The organism is Hymenobacter sp. YC55, assembly GCF_029433095.1.
In the GTDB taxonomy this organism is placed as follows: Bacteria; Bacteroidota; Bacteroidia; order Cytophagales; family Hymenobacteraceae; genus Hymenobacter.
Genome location: NZ_JARNTX010000002.1, coordinates 291,029 through 307,388, shown reverse-complemented (window position 1 = coordinate 307,388; position 16,360 = coordinate 291,029). Strand labels below are relative to the sequence as shown.

At 55.1% G+C, this 16,360-nt stretch carries 18 protein-coding genes and 1 tRNA gene; 11 read left to right on the top strand and 8 right to left on the bottom strand.

The annotated features are described in order from the left end of the window. Positions 1 to 77: 77 nt before the first annotated feature. From P1X16_RS14605 to P1X16_RS14590, 4 genes are all read right to left on the bottom strand, one after another. Positions 78 to 737, bottom strand: a complete 660-nt coding sequence (locus tag P1X16_RS14605) for a hypothetical protein (protein WP_277230338.1) — start codon at positions 735 to 737, stop codon at positions 78 to 80. Positions 738 to 823: 86 nt separating this feature from the next. Next, positions 824 to 1,054, bottom strand: coding sequence for a hypothetical protein (locus tag P1X16_RS14600; RefSeq protein WP_277230335.1), 231 nt, complete (start codon positions 1,052 to 1,054; stop codon positions 824 to 826). 15 nt (positions 1,055 to 1,069) lie between these two features. Beyond that, positions 1,070 to 1,774: a PspA/IM30 family protein gene (locus P1X16_RS14595; RefSeq protein WP_277230333.1), complete on the bottom strand. Its 705-nt coding sequence runs from the start codon at positions 1,772 to 1,774 to the stop codon at positions 1,070 to 1,072. Positions 1,775 to 1,885: 111 nt separating this feature from the next. Beyond that, positions 1,886 to 2,287 carry a CesT family type III secretion system chaperone gene (locus tag P1X16_RS14590; protein ID WP_277230330.1) on the bottom strand — a complete coding sequence of 134 codons (402 nt, stop codon included), beginning with the start codon at positions 2,285 to 2,287 and terminating at the stop codon, positions 1,886 to 1,888. A gap of 202 nt (positions 2,288 to 2,489) precedes the next feature. Between P1X16_RS14590 and P1X16_RS14585 the strand changes: the two genes are divergently transcribed. The 7 genes from P1X16_RS14585 (at position 2,490) to P1X16_RS14555 (ending at position 9,435) form a co-directional block, all read left to right on the top strand. After that, entirely contained in the window at positions 2,490 to 3,275 is a 786-nt protein-coding gene (locus tag P1X16_RS14585; protein WP_277230328.1) for a LexA family transcriptional regulator, read from the top strand. 417 nt (positions 3,276 to 3,692) lie between these two features. Further along, the gene (locus P1X16_RS14580; RefSeq protein WP_277230325.1) at positions 3,693 to 4,361 is read left to right on the top strand and encodes an ABC transporter ATP-binding protein; all 669 of its coding nucleotides are present in this window, start codon (positions 3,693 to 3,695) and stop codon (positions 4,359 to 4,361) included. 48 nt (positions 4,362 to 4,409) lie between these two features. Next, positions 4,410 to 4,913: a hypothetical protein gene (locus P1X16_RS14575; RefSeq protein ID WP_277230323.1), complete on the top strand. Its 504-nt coding sequence runs from the start codon at positions 4,410 to 4,412 to the stop codon at positions 4,911 to 4,913. Positions 4,914 to 4,987: 74 nt separating this feature from the next. Further along, positions 4,988 to 6,229, top strand: coding sequence for an ABC transporter permease (locus tag P1X16_RS14570; protein WP_277230321.1), 1,242 nt, complete (start codon positions 4,988 to 4,990; stop codon positions 6,227 to 6,229). 72 nt (positions 6,230 to 6,301) lie between these two features. Further along, positions 6,302 to 7,543, top strand: coding sequence for an ABC transporter permease (locus P1X16_RS14565; protein WP_277230318.1), 1,242 nt, complete (start codon positions 6,302 to 6,304; stop codon positions 7,541 to 7,543). Between the two features lie 193 nt (positions 7,544 to 7,736). Further along, positions 7,737 to 8,849, top strand: a complete 1,113-nt coding sequence (locus P1X16_RS14560) for an efflux RND transporter periplasmic adaptor subunit (RefSeq protein ID WP_277230315.1) — start codon at positions 7,737 to 7,739, stop codon at positions 8,847 to 8,849. 304 nt (positions 8,850 to 9,153) lie between these two features. Further along, positions 9,154 to 9,435, top strand: coding sequence for a hypothetical protein (locus P1X16_RS14555; protein ID WP_277230312.1), 282 nt, complete (start codon positions 9,154 to 9,156; stop codon positions 9,433 to 9,435). Positions 9,436 to 9,525: 90 nt separating this feature from the next. Here the strand turns inward: P1X16_RS14555 and P1X16_RS14550 are convergent. Both P1X16_RS14550 and P1X16_RS14545 read right to left on the bottom strand, forming a co-directional pair. Continuing rightward, positions 9,526 to 9,598 (bottom strand) — tRNA-Met (locus P1X16_RS14550). Positions 9,599 to 9,742: 144 nt separating this feature from the next. Continuing rightward, on the bottom strand, positions 9,743 to 11,674 hold the full coding sequence (locus tag P1X16_RS14545) for a BamA/TamA family outer membrane protein (RefSeq protein WP_277230309.1): 1,932 nt from the start codon (positions 11,672 to 11,674) through the stop codon (positions 9,743 to 9,745). 129 nt (positions 11,675 to 11,803) lie between these two features. Between P1X16_RS14545 and hemW the strand changes: the two genes are divergently transcribed. From hemW to P1X16_RS14525, 4 genes are all read left to right on the top strand, one after another. Then, entirely contained in the window at positions 11,804 to 12,946 is a 1,143-nt protein-coding gene (gene hemW / locus P1X16_RS14540) for a radical SAM family heme chaperone HemW (RefSeq protein ID WP_277230306.1), read from the top strand. A 159-nt stretch (positions 12,947 to 13,105) separates the two neighbouring features. Continuing rightward, complete coding sequence (locus P1X16_RS14535; RefSeq protein WP_277230303.1) at positions 13,106 to 13,594, top strand: hypothetical protein; 489 nt, start codon at positions 13,106 to 13,108, stop codon at positions 13,592 to 13,594. Between the two features lie 113 nt (positions 13,595 to 13,707). After that, the gene (locus P1X16_RS14530) at positions 13,708 to 14,400 is read left to right on the top strand and encodes an alpha/beta fold hydrolase (RefSeq protein ID WP_277230300.1); all 693 of its coding nucleotides are present in this window, start codon (positions 13,708 to 13,710) and stop codon (positions 14,398 to 14,400) included. A 255-nt stretch (positions 14,401 to 14,655) separates the two neighbouring features. After that, the gene (locus P1X16_RS14525) at positions 14,656 to 15,432 is read left to right on the top strand and encodes a cyclase family protein (RefSeq protein ID WP_277230297.1); all 777 of its coding nucleotides are present in this window, start codon (positions 14,656 to 14,658) and stop codon (positions 15,430 to 15,432) included. A 131-nt stretch (positions 15,433 to 15,563) separates the two neighbouring features. Here the strand turns inward: P1X16_RS14525 and rpmA are convergent, their stop codons facing one another. Both rpmA and rplU read right to left on the bottom strand, forming a co-directional pair. Beyond that, positions 15,564 to 15,860 carry a 50S ribosomal protein L27 gene (gene rpmA, locus P1X16_RS14520; protein WP_277230295.1) on the bottom strand — a complete coding sequence of 99 codons (297 nt, stop codon included), beginning with the start codon at positions 15,858 to 15,860 and terminating at the stop codon, positions 15,564 to 15,566. A 99-nt stretch (positions 15,861 to 15,959) separates the two neighbouring features. After that, a complete protein-coding gene (rplU, locus tag P1X16_RS14515; protein ID WP_022825780.1) occupies positions 15,960 to 16,265 on the bottom strand; it encodes a 50S ribosomal protein L21 in 306 nt (101 codons plus the stop codon). Positions 16,266 to 16,360 lie beyond the last annotated feature (95 nt).

Here is a 16,360-nt window from a genome sequence, read left to right as displayed (position 1 = left end):
ACGCGAAGTGTCGTGCCTCTACATCCGTGCTGCTGTTAGTTAGAACAGTTGCCTACTTTCATCGTCAAACCTGGCAGCTATACCGCGTCGTAGGGCTCAATCAGGTAGCAGCGGCGCTCTTTGTCGTAGTCGATGACCAGGGCGGAGTCGCCTTTGCACAGCTCGGATGTGATGGAAGCGGCGCGGACGTTGAGTACCAGCGGCGCGCCATTGAGCAACCGGACGCTGGCTTGACCGAGCCGCTCGTGGCTGGTAGGCAGCAGTACTAGGCAGACTTTACCCAGGGGCTGCGCACCGCTGTCGTGGCTTTTCTCGAGAGCGGCAAACAGATGCACGAAAGGCAGCGTGAGCACCTTGGCCAGCAGCAAGCTGCCGATGAACAACGGCACCAGCAGCAACAGTCCCGGCAGTAAGGCCTCATTGCCGAGATAGTAGTTGAGTAGGATGCTCGCCACCCACAGCGGTAAGGCCACGAAGCTTAGGAACACCATCAGCGGCACGCGTCCTAAGTTAAAGAAAGCTAGTGCGTTGTTCAGCCAGCTTACACCAACTCCCGCATGGTCGGCCGATACGTGGTCGCCGTGGGTGCCGTCGAAATCGTGGTTGGTGGAAATATCAAGGGTCTTAAAATCCAGCAAACCAACAATTACGGTTAGCCAATAGAGAAGCACAAACACCAGCAGCGCGGTGGGCAATAGGTTGGGCGGCGAAACGGCCGCATGCAGCAGCTCAGTCATATTAATAAGGGATAGTGCCGCGCAAGTAAAATTTCAGAAAACAGAAGCTTATTGCTTTACATGGGCTTCTGTCGTCCTGGCCGAGGCTAGTCGGGCTTTCGGTCTTCTAGTTGGCGCTCCAGTTCCTCGTTGTGGCGCCGGAGCCGCCGGGAGTAGCTACTATAAGAAAGCAGACCAAGCAGCAAGCCAAATGTCAGCATGGCATGTGCATCACTCACGCCCACGACGTGGGGAAGGCGTAGCGCTAGGCTACAAAGCACCAAGACCAAGGAGCAAATCCGCAATATCTTCTCCGTTAGGTTCATGCTGTTGTTCATGGCGCAGGGGGTAGGTTATTCGAGTCCGAGCTTTGCCTTCAAGGCCTTCAGGTCCTGGCTGGCTTGGCCAGACTGCGTAGAACCCAACGCCTTATCGATTTCTTGGTCGATGCTGCGGCTTTCCTGCGCAATCTGACCATACGATTCGGCTAGAGCTTCTTCGGTGGCTACTTTCTCCTTCATACGCTCCAGCAACGCCACCGTTCCCGACGAATCAAGTTGGGCTAGCTGTTGGTTGATGGTTTTGGTGGCCGTGCTTACCGTCACGCGGGCCTTGAGGGTTCTTAGCTCGTTGTCCCATTGGCTGATGGTGCTTTTGAGCTGTTGCACGTTTTGGTCGAGCTGTGCAGCAGAAGCCTCGAACTTCTGCTGGTCTTGCGTGGCGCGGGTGCCTTGCGCCTCGTGCTGCGTTTTCTTGAGCAACGCTTCCGTGGCTAGGCGGTCGGCTTCGCCGGCATCCATTTCCTGCCGGTGCGCTTTTTGGAGCAGAAGCACCGCCTTGTTTTCGTAATCGAGGGCGCGGCTGCGCTCTACCTCCACCTCGTTGCGGGCCCGTATGGCTAGGGCTTTCACTTCGGCCAGGGCGTGCAAGGCCTTGTCGAGGTCTTGGCGCAGGTCGCGTAGCCCCTGCTCGGTCATTTTGATAGGGTCTTCGAGCTGGTTGACAGCAGAGTGAGCTTCGGCCTGTCCGATTTTGAAGATGCGGTTAAATAAATTCATGGCTTCTAGAGATATAGCGCGAAGCTCCAGCTTCAGGCCTCGTTGAACGTTAGTCGCTGCAACGAGGAAGTGGGTCGTGCAACGAGGGGCGAAGCTGGAGCTTCGCGCAACTTACTGTCCTTTCGAAAACGCAATCAACTCGTCGCTGAACTCGCTCAGCAAGAGTGCCAGGGAATTGAACACGGCCTCTAGTTCTGGCCGGTCGAGGTGCTCTAGTTGGAGGGTGTCGCGGAAGATGACCTTGCGGCCCGACTCGTCGAGCACGAAGGCGCCGTGGATGATGTCGCGGTTTTTCTGAAGTAACCGCTGGTACACGTCGCAGTTGGGACCGGGCAGGTCGAGCAGATACTGCTCCATAATCAGCAGCAGCTCGCCACAGCCAAGCACCAGATGCTCGATACCCAACTCCGGCTTGCTTACCACCAGCAGGTTGTTGGCCTCGTCCAGATGGTGAATGTCGAAGCCAAGCTCCAACAGGTAAGTCTGGATTTTAGAGAAGTAGGAGTTGACCATGCCAGTGGAAACTAGGTACTGAGAAAGGAGTGCTACTGGATAAGTGAAGTTAGCTTACAAGTGGGTTGCTAGCATAATATACTAATGGCTCAAAAAAGTAGCCTCTTTGAAAGCCATCTATCAGATATGTGCTAGCTTTACCACACAAGAGTACTCAAAGTTTTAGATACGCTCAAGCTTTGAGCAAAATATATTTTCGCTAATGTCTTACGTTGGAAAGAACATCCGCAAGATAAGAACCGTCAAAAAGCTTAGTCAGGCGGCTTTTGCAGAGCTTTTTGGTTTAGCTCGACCTAGTGTGGGGGCTTACGAAGAAGGCCGCTCGGAGCCAAAAATGGAGACGCTAATCCAGATTGCTCAGTATTTTGGCTTATCGGTAGACTTGCTACTAACGAAAGAACTGACGGTAAATGAGCTTTATCATTTCGACATCTTTAAGCAGCAAGCTCCCCCCGCTCAAGCGCCCGTCGCCCCTACCACTGCCGCTGCCGACCTGCAGAAATCCATAACACCGTTCGTACCCGCCGACCGGCTGCTGGAGTATATTGTGCAGCATCATAATTCCAGCTTTCTGGATTCGCTGCCCCCGCTCACGTTCCCACACCAACTCGGGCCAGCTACGCGCGCGTTCGAAATAGTGGGCGCCGAAATGCAGCATCAGCAACAAGGACTGCGGCACCAAGATGTGGTGCTGTGCCGCCGGGTTGATTTGGCCGAGCCCAACTTGCGGGTGCATTGCATCTACGCTTTTGTCACGCAGAGCCGCTTGCTGGTACGACGCCTATCCGAGCGGCTGCCCAACAATGCGGTCAAGCTCCGGGCCGACAACCCCGACTACGGCGCCGAGGAATTTGCCTTAGACCAAGCGCTGGAAATCTGGGAAGTCAAGGCCGTATTCACCACCCACCTGCGGCCACCATCCACTATGGAAGAACGCGTAACGCGGCTGGAACGGCAAGTGGAAGAATTGCTGGCGCGGCTGGGGTAAGCTCGGCTACGTGCCGCTGCTTGTTTTGGTAGTACGCCTCTAGCCTGCGTGGGCAACCGTCTACAGTCAATCAAATTAGAAAAGGTGCTCGTGCTTCGGCAAACTCAGCATGAGCACCTTTTTACTTGCTGCCCACTGCCTGAAATTGCCTGTGAGTGCATGAAACCATGTTAGCTCTTCGTACTGACGAGTTGCTTACATGCACAAAACTTAATATTTTAAATGTATTCCTGATTATCAGGCAACTGTTGCTGGATATGCGGTATCTATTCGAGCGTTATCACCAACTAAAGGTCATGCAGGTAGGCTGTTTTAAAAATATATTCCTTTACAGTTGGATTTAAAACCGCTAAGCATCTACTTTGCATTACCTACTACCTGGCAAAACACACAAAGTAAAACCGCCCGCCGCCGCTCATGATTCAGCTGCAGAATATTCGGAAAAGCTATGAAGTTGGCACCAATCGGCTGGAGGTGCTCAAGGGCATAGACTTGCACATCCGGGAAGGCGAGTTAGTAAGCATCATGGGCTCGTCGGGGTCGGGGAAAAGTACGCTGCTCAACATCCTCGGCATCCTCGACGACTTCGACCAGGGCGACTACACCCTCGCTGGTACTCGCATCGACCGCAACCTCTCGCAGACGCGGGCCGCGCACTACCGCAATAAGTTTTTGGGCTTCGTTTTTCAGTCGTTCAACCTACTGAGCTTCAAGAACGCCCTCGAAAACGTAGCCTTGCCCCTCTACTACCAAAAGGTGAGCCGCCGTGAGCGAAACCGCATGGCCTTGGAATATCTCGACCGGGTAGGCCTCGCCGACCGCGCCGACCACTTGCCCAGCGAACTGTCGGGCGGTCAAAAGCAACGGGTGGCCATTGCTCGCGCCCTAATCAGCCAACCCAAACTAATTCTGGCCGACGAACCAACCGGCGCCCTCGATACCCAAACCACGCAGGAGGTGATGGACATCTTCAAGCAGGTACACCGCGAGGGCATGACGGTGGTCATAGTGACCCACGAAAACGACATTGCCGACCAAACTCAGCGCATGATTCGGGTGCGCGACGGCTTGATAGTGAACGAGTAAGCGGCCTTGCGGCCGTTGCCTATTTTTATACAGTTGCTTCCATTTCCTATGAAAACGCTCCTCACCACCCTTGCGCTGTTTGCAGCCGTTTGCGCTAGCACCACGGCCAGTGCCCAAGTGTCGTCCACCGAAACCCAGGCCCTGAGCAAGCAGCTAGCCCAGCTGATGCGCAACCCCAAGAAACCCAAGCAGGACGTGCATCTCAACTTAATCGGTTGCCGCGCCGAGCAGGTTATCCGCGACCGGGACGCCGATGTGCAAATGACCAAGCCTTTGGCCGTGAGCTACGGCGGTAATTCGGGTTGGGCGGTGAAGGTAGATAACGGCGTTTTCGAGATGAAAATGAACCTCCAGTGGGCAGACGTAACCTCCCTGACTTACGAACGCAGCTCCGACTCTGACGGCCAGAAGTACTTTGAAGTGAAAATTGTCAAAGCCAAGAAGGGCGACAACTCTAGCTTCGAGTTCCCACTGTACACCACCGACGAAGCCACGGTGAAAGATGTAGTGCGCCGCCTGGATAAGGTCCGGCGAAGCTGCGGCGGCAACTAACCCGCATCGACTCTACTTGCAGCACATCATCTGTTAAACCGGCCTATTCGCTTTACCCTAAAAGCTGACTTTTCATGTTCGACCTCGATAAATGGCAGGAAATCCTGGGGACCATGCGCCGCAATAAGCTGCGCACGTTTCTGACGGCTTTCGGCGTGTTTTGGGGCATCTTCATGCTGGTGCTCTTGCTGGGGGCGGGCAAGGGTATGGAGAACGGTATTTGGAAAGAGTTTGGGGGCGGGGCCATGAACAGCTTGTTTGTAGGCACCGGCAAAACGTCGTTGCCGTGGCAGGGCATGAAACCAGGCCGCGAAATCAAATTCGCTAACGACGACCTAGCCGCCATTCGCCAGCAGGTAGACGGCGTGGAGATATTGGCCTCGCGCAATCGGCTTTACGGCGAGTACACCATCGTCAATGGCACCAAAAACGGTTCCTATCAGGTATTTGGGGCCAATTCCGAATTCTTTCAGCTCAACGGCGAGAAGCTGGGGCGGGGCCGTTTGCTTAATCCCCTCGACGGCATAGAGCGCCGCAAGGTGATAATGCTGGGCGAGAAGGTGCACAAGGTGCTGTTCGGCGACAGCAGCGGGATTGGGAAGTTCGTGCAGGTGAAGGGCGTGTTTTTTAAGGTGGTGGGCACATTCACGAGCACCGGCAATAATGGGCGGAATGAAGAACGTGCCTACGTCCCGTTTACCACCTTTCAAACCACTTTCAACCAGTACAACCAAGTTCAGAACATCGTGATGAGCAGCCGCAAGGGCACGCCGGTGAAAGAACTAGAAGAACAAGTGCGGCTGCTGATGTCTGCCCGGCACAAGTTCGACCCCGCCGACAAGCAAGCTATTTATCTTGAAAACAACGAGGAAGAAGTGGCGCGCTTCGAGGGTCTTTTCACGGGTATCAAGCTGTTTGTGAGCGTGATTGGCGTGTTGACGCTGGTGGCTGGCGTAGTAGGTGTGAGCAACATCATGCTCATTATTGTGCAGGAACGAACCCGCGAAATTGGCGTCCGCAAAGCCCTCGGGGCCACTCCCCTGAGCATTATCAGCATGATTGTGCAGGAGTCGGTGGTCATTACCAGCGTCTCGGGCTACCTGGGGCTACTTGGCGGGGTAGCATTGCTCGATGCCATTCGCTACGCCCTCGAGCAAGCCGGCGGCACTAGCTCCTACTTCGACCACCCGGAAGTGAATATTGGGGTGGCGCTCAGCGCTACTGCCCTGCTGGTGGTGGCCGGCGCCATAGCCGGCCTAATCCCGGCCATGAAAGCAGCCAACGTGAAACCTATAGAAGCCCTACGAGCAGAATAAAGTCAGTCTCGCTACACCTAAGACCACAATTAGAGCACAAATCAACCTGATACCCTTAGTACCCTCGGCACCATGTTCGACATAGACAAATGGCAGGAAATCCTAGGCACCGTGCGGCGGCACAAGCTGCGCACGGCGCTTACGGCATTCGGGGTGTTTTGGGGCATTTTCATGCTGGTGGTGCTGCTAGGCGCGGGCAAGGGCTTCCGCAATGGTGTTGAAAACGAGTTTGATGTAGCCAAAAACGCAGTGTTTGTGTGGAGCCAACGGACCAGCGTACCCTATGCCGGACTCAAAGTAGGCCGCTTTATCCCGTTCAACAACGACGACGTAGCGGCCCTAAAGCGGGAGGTACCCGAAGCCGCCGTCATTCTGCCGCGCAGCTCCCTCGACGGTACGTTCACCGTGCAGTACGGCACCAAAAGCTCGTCGTTCTCGGTGAACGGGGAATACCCCGGCTATCCGGCCGTGCAAGCTGTAAACCTAACCGGTGGCCGCTTCATCAACGACATCGACATTGCAGAACGGCGCAAGGTGGCCGTCATCGGCGACCGGGTGGCAGAAGTCTTGTTTGGTACCGATGAGCCGCTGGGGCAGGAAATTCGCATCAAAGGCATTTACTTCCGGGTAGTGGGCAAATTCAAGGCCGAGGGCAAGCCCGAAAATGCGCAGGAAGAAGCGCAGAAGATTATTATCCCGCTCACGGCGCTGCAAGTCACCTTCAACCAAGTGAATCGGGTCGGTTACTTTGCTTTTATTCCGAGGGCCGGCATTCCGGCGGCCGTGGTGGAGACCAAAGCGAAGCAAGTGCTGGCCCGGCAACACAAAATAGCCCCTACCGACGACCGGGCGCTCGGCTCGGCCAACGTGGAAGAGGAATACGCGCGGGTGCAGGGCTTATTCACGGGTATTTCGGGGTTTAGCTGGCTGGTAAGCATCGGCACCATTATGGCCGGCATCATTGGGGTGAGCAACATCATGCTGATTGTGGTGAAAGAGCGAACCAAGGAAATTGGTATCCGCAAGGCGCTGGGCGCTACTCCCTGGAGCATTGTGAGCTTGATCGTACAGGAGAGCATTGTTATTACGGCGGTGGCGGGCATGCTTGGCTTGCTGTTCGGTACGGCCCTCATGGCGGGCATTAACTCCATGATTGCCGGCCAGGACGTGGGCTTTTTTGCCAACCCCCAGGTTGACGTTGGCGTGGCCGCTACGGCAGTAGCCCTACTGGTGGTGGCTGGTGCCGTGGCCGGGCTAGTGCCTGCCCTGAAAGCCGCGCAAGTGCAGCCCGTCGTCGCGCTGAAAGATGAATAGGCATATTGAAAAACACCAGCAATGGCTTTATCGAAAGTCTATTAGCCCATAGCGAACCGCCCGCCACCATTTCTAGCTGAATTTAACCTCGTCTGTGCTTCCAAGTAACGCAGTCACTTATTGCATCGACAAAACGCACCCCGTTGCGTCGTAACCACTCAAGCAAATTCTACGAAGCCACCTTTACTCTCTTATGAAACGCGTGTTCCTTTCGCTGCTCCTGTTGCTACTGCTTGCCGGATTTGGCTGGCTGGGTTATTACTTCTGGAAGCAGGCCCACACCGACCCTATCGTTTATAAGACCGAAACGCCCTTCGTGGCCGACATCGTGAAGAAGACCGTGGCAACGGGCAGCATTGTGCCGCGCCGCGAGGTGCTAATCAAGCCCCAGGTTTCGGGCATTGTGGAGGAACTGTACGTGGAAGCGGGCCAACCCGTAAAGGAAGGTCAGTTGCTGGCTCGTATCCGCACCGTAGCCAACGCCGGCAACGTCAACAACGCTCAGAACAACATTCAGGCGGCGCGGGTAGCCCTCGAAACCAGCCAGATAGAACTTGAGCGCCAACGGCCCCTATTCGAACAAAAAGTTATTGCCGCCCAGGAGTTCAACCGCCTACTCGCCGACTACAAAGCCAAGAAGCAAGCCCTCAACGCCGCCGAAAACGACTTGCAGATTGCCCAGCGGGGAGCTTCCCGCAACACCGGCGGCGCTTCCAACTTAGTGCGCTCCACTATTACCGGCCTGCTGCTCGACGTGCCCATCAAAGTAGGTTCGTCGGTGGTAGAGCGCAACAACTTCAACGAGGGTACCACTATTGCCACCATTGCCGACATGCAAAGCCTCGTGTTTGAGGGCAAGATTGATGAGAGCGAAGTAGGCAAAGTGCGCGAAGGCATGGACCTGAACCTGACCATTGGGGCCCTCGAAAACGAGTCGTTTCCGGCCACCCTCGAATACATTGCGCCCAAGGGCATTGCCGAGGAAGGCGCCATTAAGTTTCAGGTACGAGCCAAGCTAAAGCTCAAGCCGGGTCAGTTTCTGCGCGCCAACTATTCCGCCAACGGCGACATTGTGCTAGGCCGCCGCAGCCAGGTGCTGGCCATTCGGGAGAGCTTGCTTCAATTTGGCAAGAAGAACAAAGACAGCGTATTCGTGGAAGTGGAAACCGGCCCACAACAGTTCCAGAAACGCCTGGTCAAAACCGGCCTTTCCGACGGCATCAATGTGGAGGTAAGCTCCGGCCTAACCAAGTCAGACAAGGTGAAAGTGCTCGGACCACCAGCCGAGGGCGAGAAGAAAAGCTAGCACCAGCTCCTAAAGTAACGACAACAGCCCCGACACCATAACCATTGGTGTCGGGGCTGTTGTGTACACAGGCCTCCTACTTAGCTTGACTTAACTAGCTCAACGCTGCCATCCGAAGAAAGATAAACTGCCCGGTTAAGAGGCTGTGACGCTGCCCTATTATCTATTGCTACCCCTGTGTTGACGAGAGTACCAATTCTTTTCTTCAATAAGGTCAAGGAAAAAAGAATTCTACAAAACTATTTTGTACTTAATAAGTACATTATTTTATTAGTATATTGACACACTCTCAACCCCTACGCTTATGTCTACGCACCTGCTTTTCAACTCGCAAGAGGCTTCCTCCTTGGTCGAGAATTTTCAAAACCAAAACTATCATCAGTACTCTTACGCCATCATTCGTAAAGTACTGGAAACTAAGAGCTACCACGAGCATGAAGCTATTGTGGTAAATGGCTTAATGGAGGTGATGAGCAATGTGCTGGATAGATTTAAGCACGTAGAAGCCGATGAAGACGGTATTCTCCAGCTTTCAGATGGCTTGTACAACCTATTGCTCCGCGTAGAGTGTGTGGAAGCCGCTTAGTTACTACCGCTTCAGCTTGCAGCAACAAGTATCTTGTAATCTGGAAAAACAAAAGGCCGTTATCCACATTGGATAACGGCCTTTCTTAGGTAGCGGGGACTGGACTCGAACCAGTGACCTTTGGGTTATGAGCCCAACGAGCTACCAACTGCTCCACCCCGCACTGTTTGGTTCTGCAAATGTACGAGGCTTTTCGAGAAAAGTAACGTTTGCTCGTAAAATAGGCCTGTTTATAAGCTCCAGCCCTGATAATCAGGGGTATTAATTTTTTCTATCCGAGCACATAGCTCATTCGGTAGCCCTTGCTCTAGAACCGGCTGGTGATGCCAAAGTGAATTTTGCCGGAATTCAGAGCCAACTTTTGCTGGTTGTCTCGACCTAGAGCGTACACAAACTGAAACTGGCCAGCGCCAGTCCGGAAGCTTAGGCCCACTCCCATGCCGGTTGGTGCGTTGGTACTCGTTTCGGTTTCGATGTCGCGGCGCAGGTACCCTTGGTCAACGAAGGCGAATAGGTAGGCGTCGGCGCTGGTGAATTGGCGGTATTCGGCCGTGCCAACCAGGTATTGACTGGCGTAGAAGTTCAGTTCGTTGAAGCCCCGCAGGGTTGAGAGGCCACCCACCCGAAACAGGTCGTTGAGAAACAGGCGCTGGTTGAAGAGAGCTTCGCCGCGCAGGCGCGTCAGTAGCACGCCGCCCCGCCCGATACGCGTGTAGCGTTCTAGCCGGGTGCCCGCACTTACCTGGGTGCTACGGAGCGGCAGGCTGTCGTAAAGCGTTTCATTTAGCTTGGTGTTTTTGCTGATGATCTTGCTGCCTACAGAGGCCTGCCCACTAGCCAGCACGCCGCTTCGCGGGAAGTATGGGTCGTCGAGGGAGGTCCAGGTATAGTCGAGGCCGTAGGAGGTGAAGCGAGAGTCAACGTTTTCGGGCAGAGCCGTGAGGTTGGCATAGGCAGTATCGCCTAGCAAGCGGGAACTGCGCCACTCCGTGAAAAAGCCGATGCGCCCGGACCGCGCCGTGGGGTAAGTAATTTGTAAGCGGGGCCGCAGCGTCTGAAATCCGTTTTGGGGCGTAGACTGGCGGTACAGGTTGAACGTGCCACCGAGTTCGAGGGGAGTGCCAAAAAACGTAGGATGGGCATACTGCGCATCGAGCTGCTGAGAGTTGACATCGGTCTTGCGCCATTGCAGACCAAGCCCTTTGCCCCCACCCTTGATGTTGCGTAGCGCAATCGTGACGTCGCCGGTGAGCTGCACGCGTTTCTGGCCGAAGCCAGGCGTCGGATTGGGGAGGATGCCGACGATGGCGTCGAACTGGTTGGCCGTGCGGTCTTCGAGCAGCAAGTACACGCGGGCCCGGCCCCGCGCGAAGCGCACTTCGGGCTCGGCCTTGAGTTGCAGATACGGTAGCTGCCGCAAGCGGCGCGCGGCCTCTTCCACCCGCTGCTGACTGAAGGGCTGCTCAGGGTATATCTGCAGGTATTTGGTCAGAAACCGCTTGCGGATGTTGGTACTCCCAATAATCTGCAAAGAATCGAAGACGATAACCGGGCCGCGCTCCAGTAGCACGCGGCCTTCGATATCGGCACCGTGTAGCTGTGCCGAGTCCAGCCGTACCGTCGCGAATGGGTAACCCTGGTTTTCAGCTTCCCGCAGAATTCGCTCTTGCAAGCGGCTCCACTCCTGCGGCTGAAAAGGCTGGTTGCGGTAAAGCTTTTCGCGGTAGCCCGCCCGCGTGAGCAGACCGTCGCCGAGGTTGCCGTTGCGCAGCCGGGCCCACCGAAACTTCTCGCCCACATACAGCTTTACCCGCACGGTGTCGCGGCGCCAGCGCAGTTCGTCGGCCGAAGCCGTCAAGTATGATTCGCTCTGCAAGGCCAGTACCAGCTCCCGGACTTCGCGCAGAACGGCCAAGGAATCAGGCAAGCTATTTTTAAGGCGATAATGCCGGAGTGCGGCGCGGTCGGCTGCTTCGGCTTCCAACACCAGCACCCGGGGGCGCCGAACGGGCAATGGCTTACTTGGCGCGGGCGCTGGAGCCTGCGGGCGCGCGGGGGCCGCCACTCGCCTCGAATCAGGTGCCGACAGCCGCACCCGGCTAGTATCGGGCGGGGGCTGCGGGGTCAGTTGCGGCGGCGCATTCAGGTTCAGCGGCGGCGACGTTTGAGCCCGCACGGTGCCTGTGCTACCGCAGAGCAGCCCGAGCAACAACCACAAAACAACAAGGCGGGCGTACATTTGGGAACACAAACGCGGAAACACGCATTTAATTTCCTAAAGATACTTTCTGACTGGGCTCTTGCCTTTTCTACCGTCAGAAAGCTTCCGCACTTCTATTCGTTGTTACCGCATCATTGCACTACTTACTTGGCTGGCCTTTACCTCCATATTCCTTTCTGTAAGCAAGCCTGCCACTACTGCGACTTCCACTTCAGCACCTCTATGGCCCTGAAAAGCCGCTTGGTAGAGGCCTTAACGCAGGAGCTAGCCCTCCGGGCCGACTACCTGGGCCCGCAGCCGACTCTGGAAACCATCTACTTTGGTGGGGGAACTCCGTCGTTGCTGACTGCCACTGAACTCGACCAGATTTTCAGTGCCATTCACCGCCACTTCCGCGTGGCAGCAGACGCGGAAATCACGCTGGAAGCCAACCCCGACGACCTGACGGCGGCCAAGGTGCGCGAACTAGCAGCCTCGCCTGTCAACCGGCTAAGTATCGGGCTTCAAAGTTTCCACGAGCCCCATTTGCGCCTAATGAACCGGGCCCACTCCGCCACCGAATCGACGGCGGCCGTCCGGCTGGCGCAGGAAGCAGGCTTCGAGAATATTTCGGTGGATCTGATTTACGGCGTGCCAGCTCCCGACCACAGCATCTGGGCGCAGGATCTGGCGCAGGTATTTGCGTTGGGAGTACCTCATCTTTCTTGCTACGCCCTTACGGTAGAACCCGACACGGTATTTGGGCGGCAGCTCAAGAAGGGCGCGTTCCGTCCGCCACCCGACGAGTTTGTGGCCCGGCAGTTCGAGATGCTGCTTGAAGAACTTGCGCGGCACGGCTACCAGCAATACGAAATCAGCAACTTCTGCCAGCCGGGCCGAGAGTCGCGCCACAATTCGGCGTATTGGCGCGGCGTGCCGTACTTGGGGTTAGGGCCTAGCGCGCACTCGTTCAACGGGGTCAGCCGGCAGTACACCCTTGCCAACAATCCGCAGTACGTGACGTCGGTGCTGGAGCGCCACGAAGTACCTGCTACCGTGGAGCTGCTTTCCCCTATCGACCGGGCCAACGAATACCTGATGACCAGCTTGCGCACAGCTCGGGGCACCGACCTGCGTCATATGCACACCAGCTTAGGAGTGAATTTGCTGGCTGACCGGGCCGATTATTTACAGTATCTACAAGCAAACGGCTGGGCCACCCTCAGCACTGATGAAGTGCTGACTCTCACCGACAAAGGCAAGCTGCTGGCCGATCAGATAACCTTAGAACTGTTTCAGGAAGGTGAATAAATCGAGGTATTCGCTGCCACAAAGCAGATGCCCCTGATTTAAATCCGTTAAATTCCCTTTCCCATCCTGCTTGCTACGCCGAGCCACTTTTTAGGCACGGCATAGCGGGCTTGCTGACTGCTGCCGAAGCACCAGCACTTACTTAGTGAAATCTGTGATATGAGAAGACTGATTGATGCTCTGGCCGATGACACCGACTTTTTCATCGAGCAGGTTCAGATAACGGCCATCGTGTTCGACAACTCCGATGACGTAACCATCTGGGCGACTACGTTTTTCGACCAAGAGCTGCACTTCTTTCATTTGGGCCTGCAATTTCAAAGCCTCGACCTCATCCTGCGCCTGACCGACACCCGTGCTGCGGCTTTGCAGGAAGAAGTGGCCGAGGCACTGGCCACCGTCACGGAATGGCCTTGCCTGCTGGAGTATACCAGCGAAGAGAAACCACCTGTTCAGCTGCCCAATGTAGCCCTCAAACTCTCCTGCACTTACCCTGCTGATGAGGATTTTGAAGGCGAAGAAGACGAGGCCGACGAAACCTTTACCATCGGCATGGAAGCCGATAAAGAAGACGAGGAGGAGTATGAACCAGGCGCCCCACACAACATTTTCTATTTGGAAGGCGTCTTTCTGCGAGTAGAACCCTAAGTATGAGCTGGCAGACTAAGGACAGGCAACCTTAGCTTGCCATTTTTCTTGCTGCTAGCGTTTCGCAGAAGAATCTCTAAATACACCTTCTCACTATCTCACAGATTTACCGCATGATCTACCTCATTCCGGGTTTGGGGGCCGACGAGCGGGTATTTCAGAATTTGCGGCCGTTGTTGCAAGACGAGACGCAGATTCTATTGTGGCTTACCCCGGAGCCCGACGAGTCGTTGCCTGCTTACGCTGCCCGCATGGCCGCCACTATTCCCTTAGAGCAAGTGGGGTTGTTGGTGGGTGTTTCGTTTGGAGGCGTGGTAGGTCTGGAAATCAACCGAATACGCCCACGGCTGCGGACCGTACTTGTTTCCAGTATTCCAGATGCTAGCTGCATGCCGCCGCTACTGCGCCTGATCCGTTCTACGGGGGTGTATCGGCTGTTTCCGCCGCAATGGTTGAAACTGTTTCCGCGGGCAGGGCAGGTGTATTTCGGCGTGCATAACGGCGAAGAGTACCGCATGTTCAAGCGGATTTTGCGCGACATGGAGCCGACTTACACCCGTTGGGCTATTCATCGGCTTCTCCATTGGGACAGCACCAACGTCGGGCGTAGCATCCAAATCCTTGGCACCGCCGACCGGGTCTTCCCACCCGGTCCTACTCCTGTGGACTATCTTATTGAGGGCGGTGGGCACTTTATGGTGTTCAGCCATGCCCCACAAGTCAGCAAAATCCTGAACAAGCTAGCCGCCGAGGAAAAGGACAAGGTAAGTGATACCTCGGCTAGTGACGCTAGCCTATCCTCTTAAGCACACTTGAAGTCGTTAGTTCAGTAGAATTATAGTTCTACCTGCCATGCTAGTCCGGAGCCAAAGCCTCTAACTTACTCTTATCGTTTTTGCCCAAGCAACGGTCATGCTGAGCGCAGTCGAAGCATCTCGCCAGTGTGGTAAAATAAATAGCATCACAACGATTCGAGCGAGATGCTTCGGCTCCGCTCAGCATGACGTTGTTTGTAGGTTGTATTATTTAATTACTGCTCATCACTCCTTTCTTTCCACTTCATGCTTGCCACTTACCCGTATCAAGGCCGTGTGTTTTCTTTCAACCCCACTGTTCCACTTGATATTTCGCTGCCGTTAGCGCCTGGCAATAATCAAGTGAATTGCTTTTGGGCCGAACCGGTACAGTTTGATGTTATTCGGGTGGGCAACTTTGTGGGCAGCGTGGCCGAAGGCGGCAGTACCAACTACAAGCGGGTGCACGTTACGCCTCACGGCAATGGCACGCACACCGAGTGCTACGGCCATATAGCGCCCGAGCCAACGGCAACGCTCAACCGATGCTTGCGCCGTTTCCTGTTCGTGGCCCGGTTGGTATCGGTGCAGCCCCGCCCCCAACCCAACGGCGACCAGGTAGTACTGCTTGCCGATGTGCAACGTGAACTAGAAGGTGGCCCTGATGCCGCAATTCAACCCGAGGCCATTGTGCTCCGCACCTTACCCAACCACAAGGCAAAACGCACCCGCCAGTACTCTGGCACCAACCCAATCTACCTGGAGCCGGCTTTAGCGCAGTACCTAGCGTCAGCCCATATAGAACACCTGCTCCTCGACCTACCAAGCGTGGACCGGGAGGAAGATGGTGGCGCCTTGCTGGCGCATCACGCATTTTGGCAGTACCCGCATGCCACGCGTGAGCAGGCGACCATCACCGAATTAATTTTTGTGCCCGATGAATTGGAAGACGGCCTGTACCTGCTCAACCTGCAAATCACCAGCCTAGAGCTAGACGCTAGTCCAAGCAAGCCCGTGCTTTATCAGCTGCACCTTACTTCTTAGTAGCCAGCATACTCTTACTAGAAGCGGCAGCCGCTACTGTTCCTACATGCAGCAGTTAGAACCAACGCAAAAAGGCCATCCGTACGGATGGCCTTTTTCTCTGGAGTACCAGTTAGTTGTTTTGCGCTCAGTTACGCAGCAACGGTAGTAGTCTCAGTAGCAGTAGCTTCTACAGCATTAGGAACTACAGTCACGAACGAGCGGTCCTGACGGCCCTTGCGGAACTGTACGGTACCATCGACCATAGCGAACAAGGTGTGGTCTTTACCGATACCTACGTTCTGGCCGGGGTGGTGCTTGGTGCCACGCTGACGCACGATGATGTTGCCAGCAATGATGGACTGGCCACCGAAAATTTTCACGCCGAGACGCTTGGAATGCGATTCACGACCGTTGTTAGAGCTACCTACGCCTTTCTTGTGTGCCATGGTATTGTTTAGTTGAGAGTTATCAGTTGCCGGCTGCCAGTTAGTTGTTGCCGAATCCTACACAGACTGGCAATTGGCAACACAAAACAGGCAACTCAATTACCCGATGCTGTTGATCATTACTTTGGTAAACTGCTGACGGTGACCGTTCAGCTTTCTGTAGCCCTTGCGGCGCTTCTTCTTGAATACAAGAACTTTGTCGCCCTTTACGTGAGCGAGGATGGTACCCGTCACGGCTACGTCCAGCAGGGGCGAGCCAATGTTCAGGGTTCCGTTATCATCGGTGAGGAGGGCCTTGCCCAATTCCACCGTATCGCCGACGTTGCCAGCCAAGCGGTGGGCGTATACAAATTTATTGGCTTCGACTTTCGTCTGCTTCCCGGCTATATTGACAATTGCGTACATCGGCGTCTTCGCGGTTTCTGAAAAATGGAAGGCAAAAGTACAGGTATGATTTTATAAATCCAAACCCTAACTCATTAAACCTCATTGCTCCCAAC

Excerpts from the sequence above, each read along its gene's own strand:
- P1X16_RS14605 (WP_277230338.1), bottom strand. The coding sequence starts at position 737 with ATGACTGAGCTGCTGCATGCGGCCGTTTCGCCGCCCAACCTATTGCCC.
- P1X16_RS14600 (WP_277230335.1), bottom strand. The coding sequence starts at position 1,054 with ATGAACAACAGCATGAACCTAACGGAGAAGATATTGCGGATTTGCTCC.
- P1X16_RS14595 (WP_277230333.1), bottom strand. The coding sequence starts at position 1,774 with ATGAATTTATTTAACCGCATCTTCAAAATCGGACAGGCCGAAGCTCAC.
- P1X16_RS14590 (WP_277230330.1), bottom strand. The coding sequence starts at position 2,287 with ATGGTCAACTCCTACTTCTCTAAAATCCAGACTTACCTGTTGGAGCTT.
- P1X16_RS14585 (WP_277230328.1), top strand. The coding sequence starts at position 2,490 with ATGTCTTACGTTGGAAAGAACATCCGCAAGATAAGAACCGTCAAAAAG.
- P1X16_RS14580 (WP_277230325.1), top strand. The coding sequence starts at position 3,693 with ATGATTCAGCTGCAGAATATTCGGAAAAGCTATGAAGTTGGCACCAAT.
- P1X16_RS14575 (WP_277230323.1), top strand. The coding sequence starts at position 4,410 with ATGAAAACGCTCCTCACCACCCTTGCGCTGTTTGCAGCCGTTTGCGCT.
- P1X16_RS14570 (WP_277230321.1), top strand. The coding sequence starts at position 4,988 with ATGTTCGACCTCGATAAATGGCAGGAAATCCTGGGGACCATGCGCCGC.
- P1X16_RS14565 (WP_277230318.1), top strand. The coding sequence starts at position 6,302 with ATGTTCGACATAGACAAATGGCAGGAAATCCTAGGCACCGTGCGGCGG.
- P1X16_RS14560 (WP_277230315.1), top strand. The coding sequence starts at position 7,737 with ATGAAACGCGTGTTCCTTTCGCTGCTCCTGTTGCTACTGCTTGCCGGA.
- P1X16_RS14555 (WP_277230312.1), top strand. The coding sequence starts at position 9,154 with ATGTCTACGCACCTGCTTTTCAACTCGCAAGAGGCTTCCTCCTTGGTC.
- P1X16_RS14545 (WP_277230309.1), bottom strand. The coding sequence starts at position 11,674 with ATGTACGCCCGCCTTGTTGTTTTGTGGTTGTTGCTCGGGCTGCTCTGC.
- P1X16_RS14535 (WP_277230303.1), top strand. The coding sequence starts at position 13,106 with ATGAGAAGACTGATTGATGCTCTGGCCGATGACACCGACTTTTTCATC.
- P1X16_RS14530 (WP_277230300.1), top strand. The coding sequence starts at position 13,708 with ATGATCTACCTCATTCCGGGTTTGGGGGCCGACGAGCGGGTATTTCAG.
- P1X16_RS14525 (WP_277230297.1), top strand. The coding sequence starts at position 14,656 with ATGCTTGCCACTTACCCGTATCAAGGCCGTGTGTTTTCTTTCAACCCC.
- rpmA (WP_277230295.1), bottom strand. The coding sequence starts at position 15,860 with ATGGCACACAAGAAAGGCGTAGGTAGCTCTAACAACGGTCGTGAATCG.
- rplU (WP_022825780.1), bottom strand. The coding sequence starts at position 16,265 with ATGTACGCAATTGTCAATATAGCCGGGAAGCAGACGAAAGTCGAAGCC.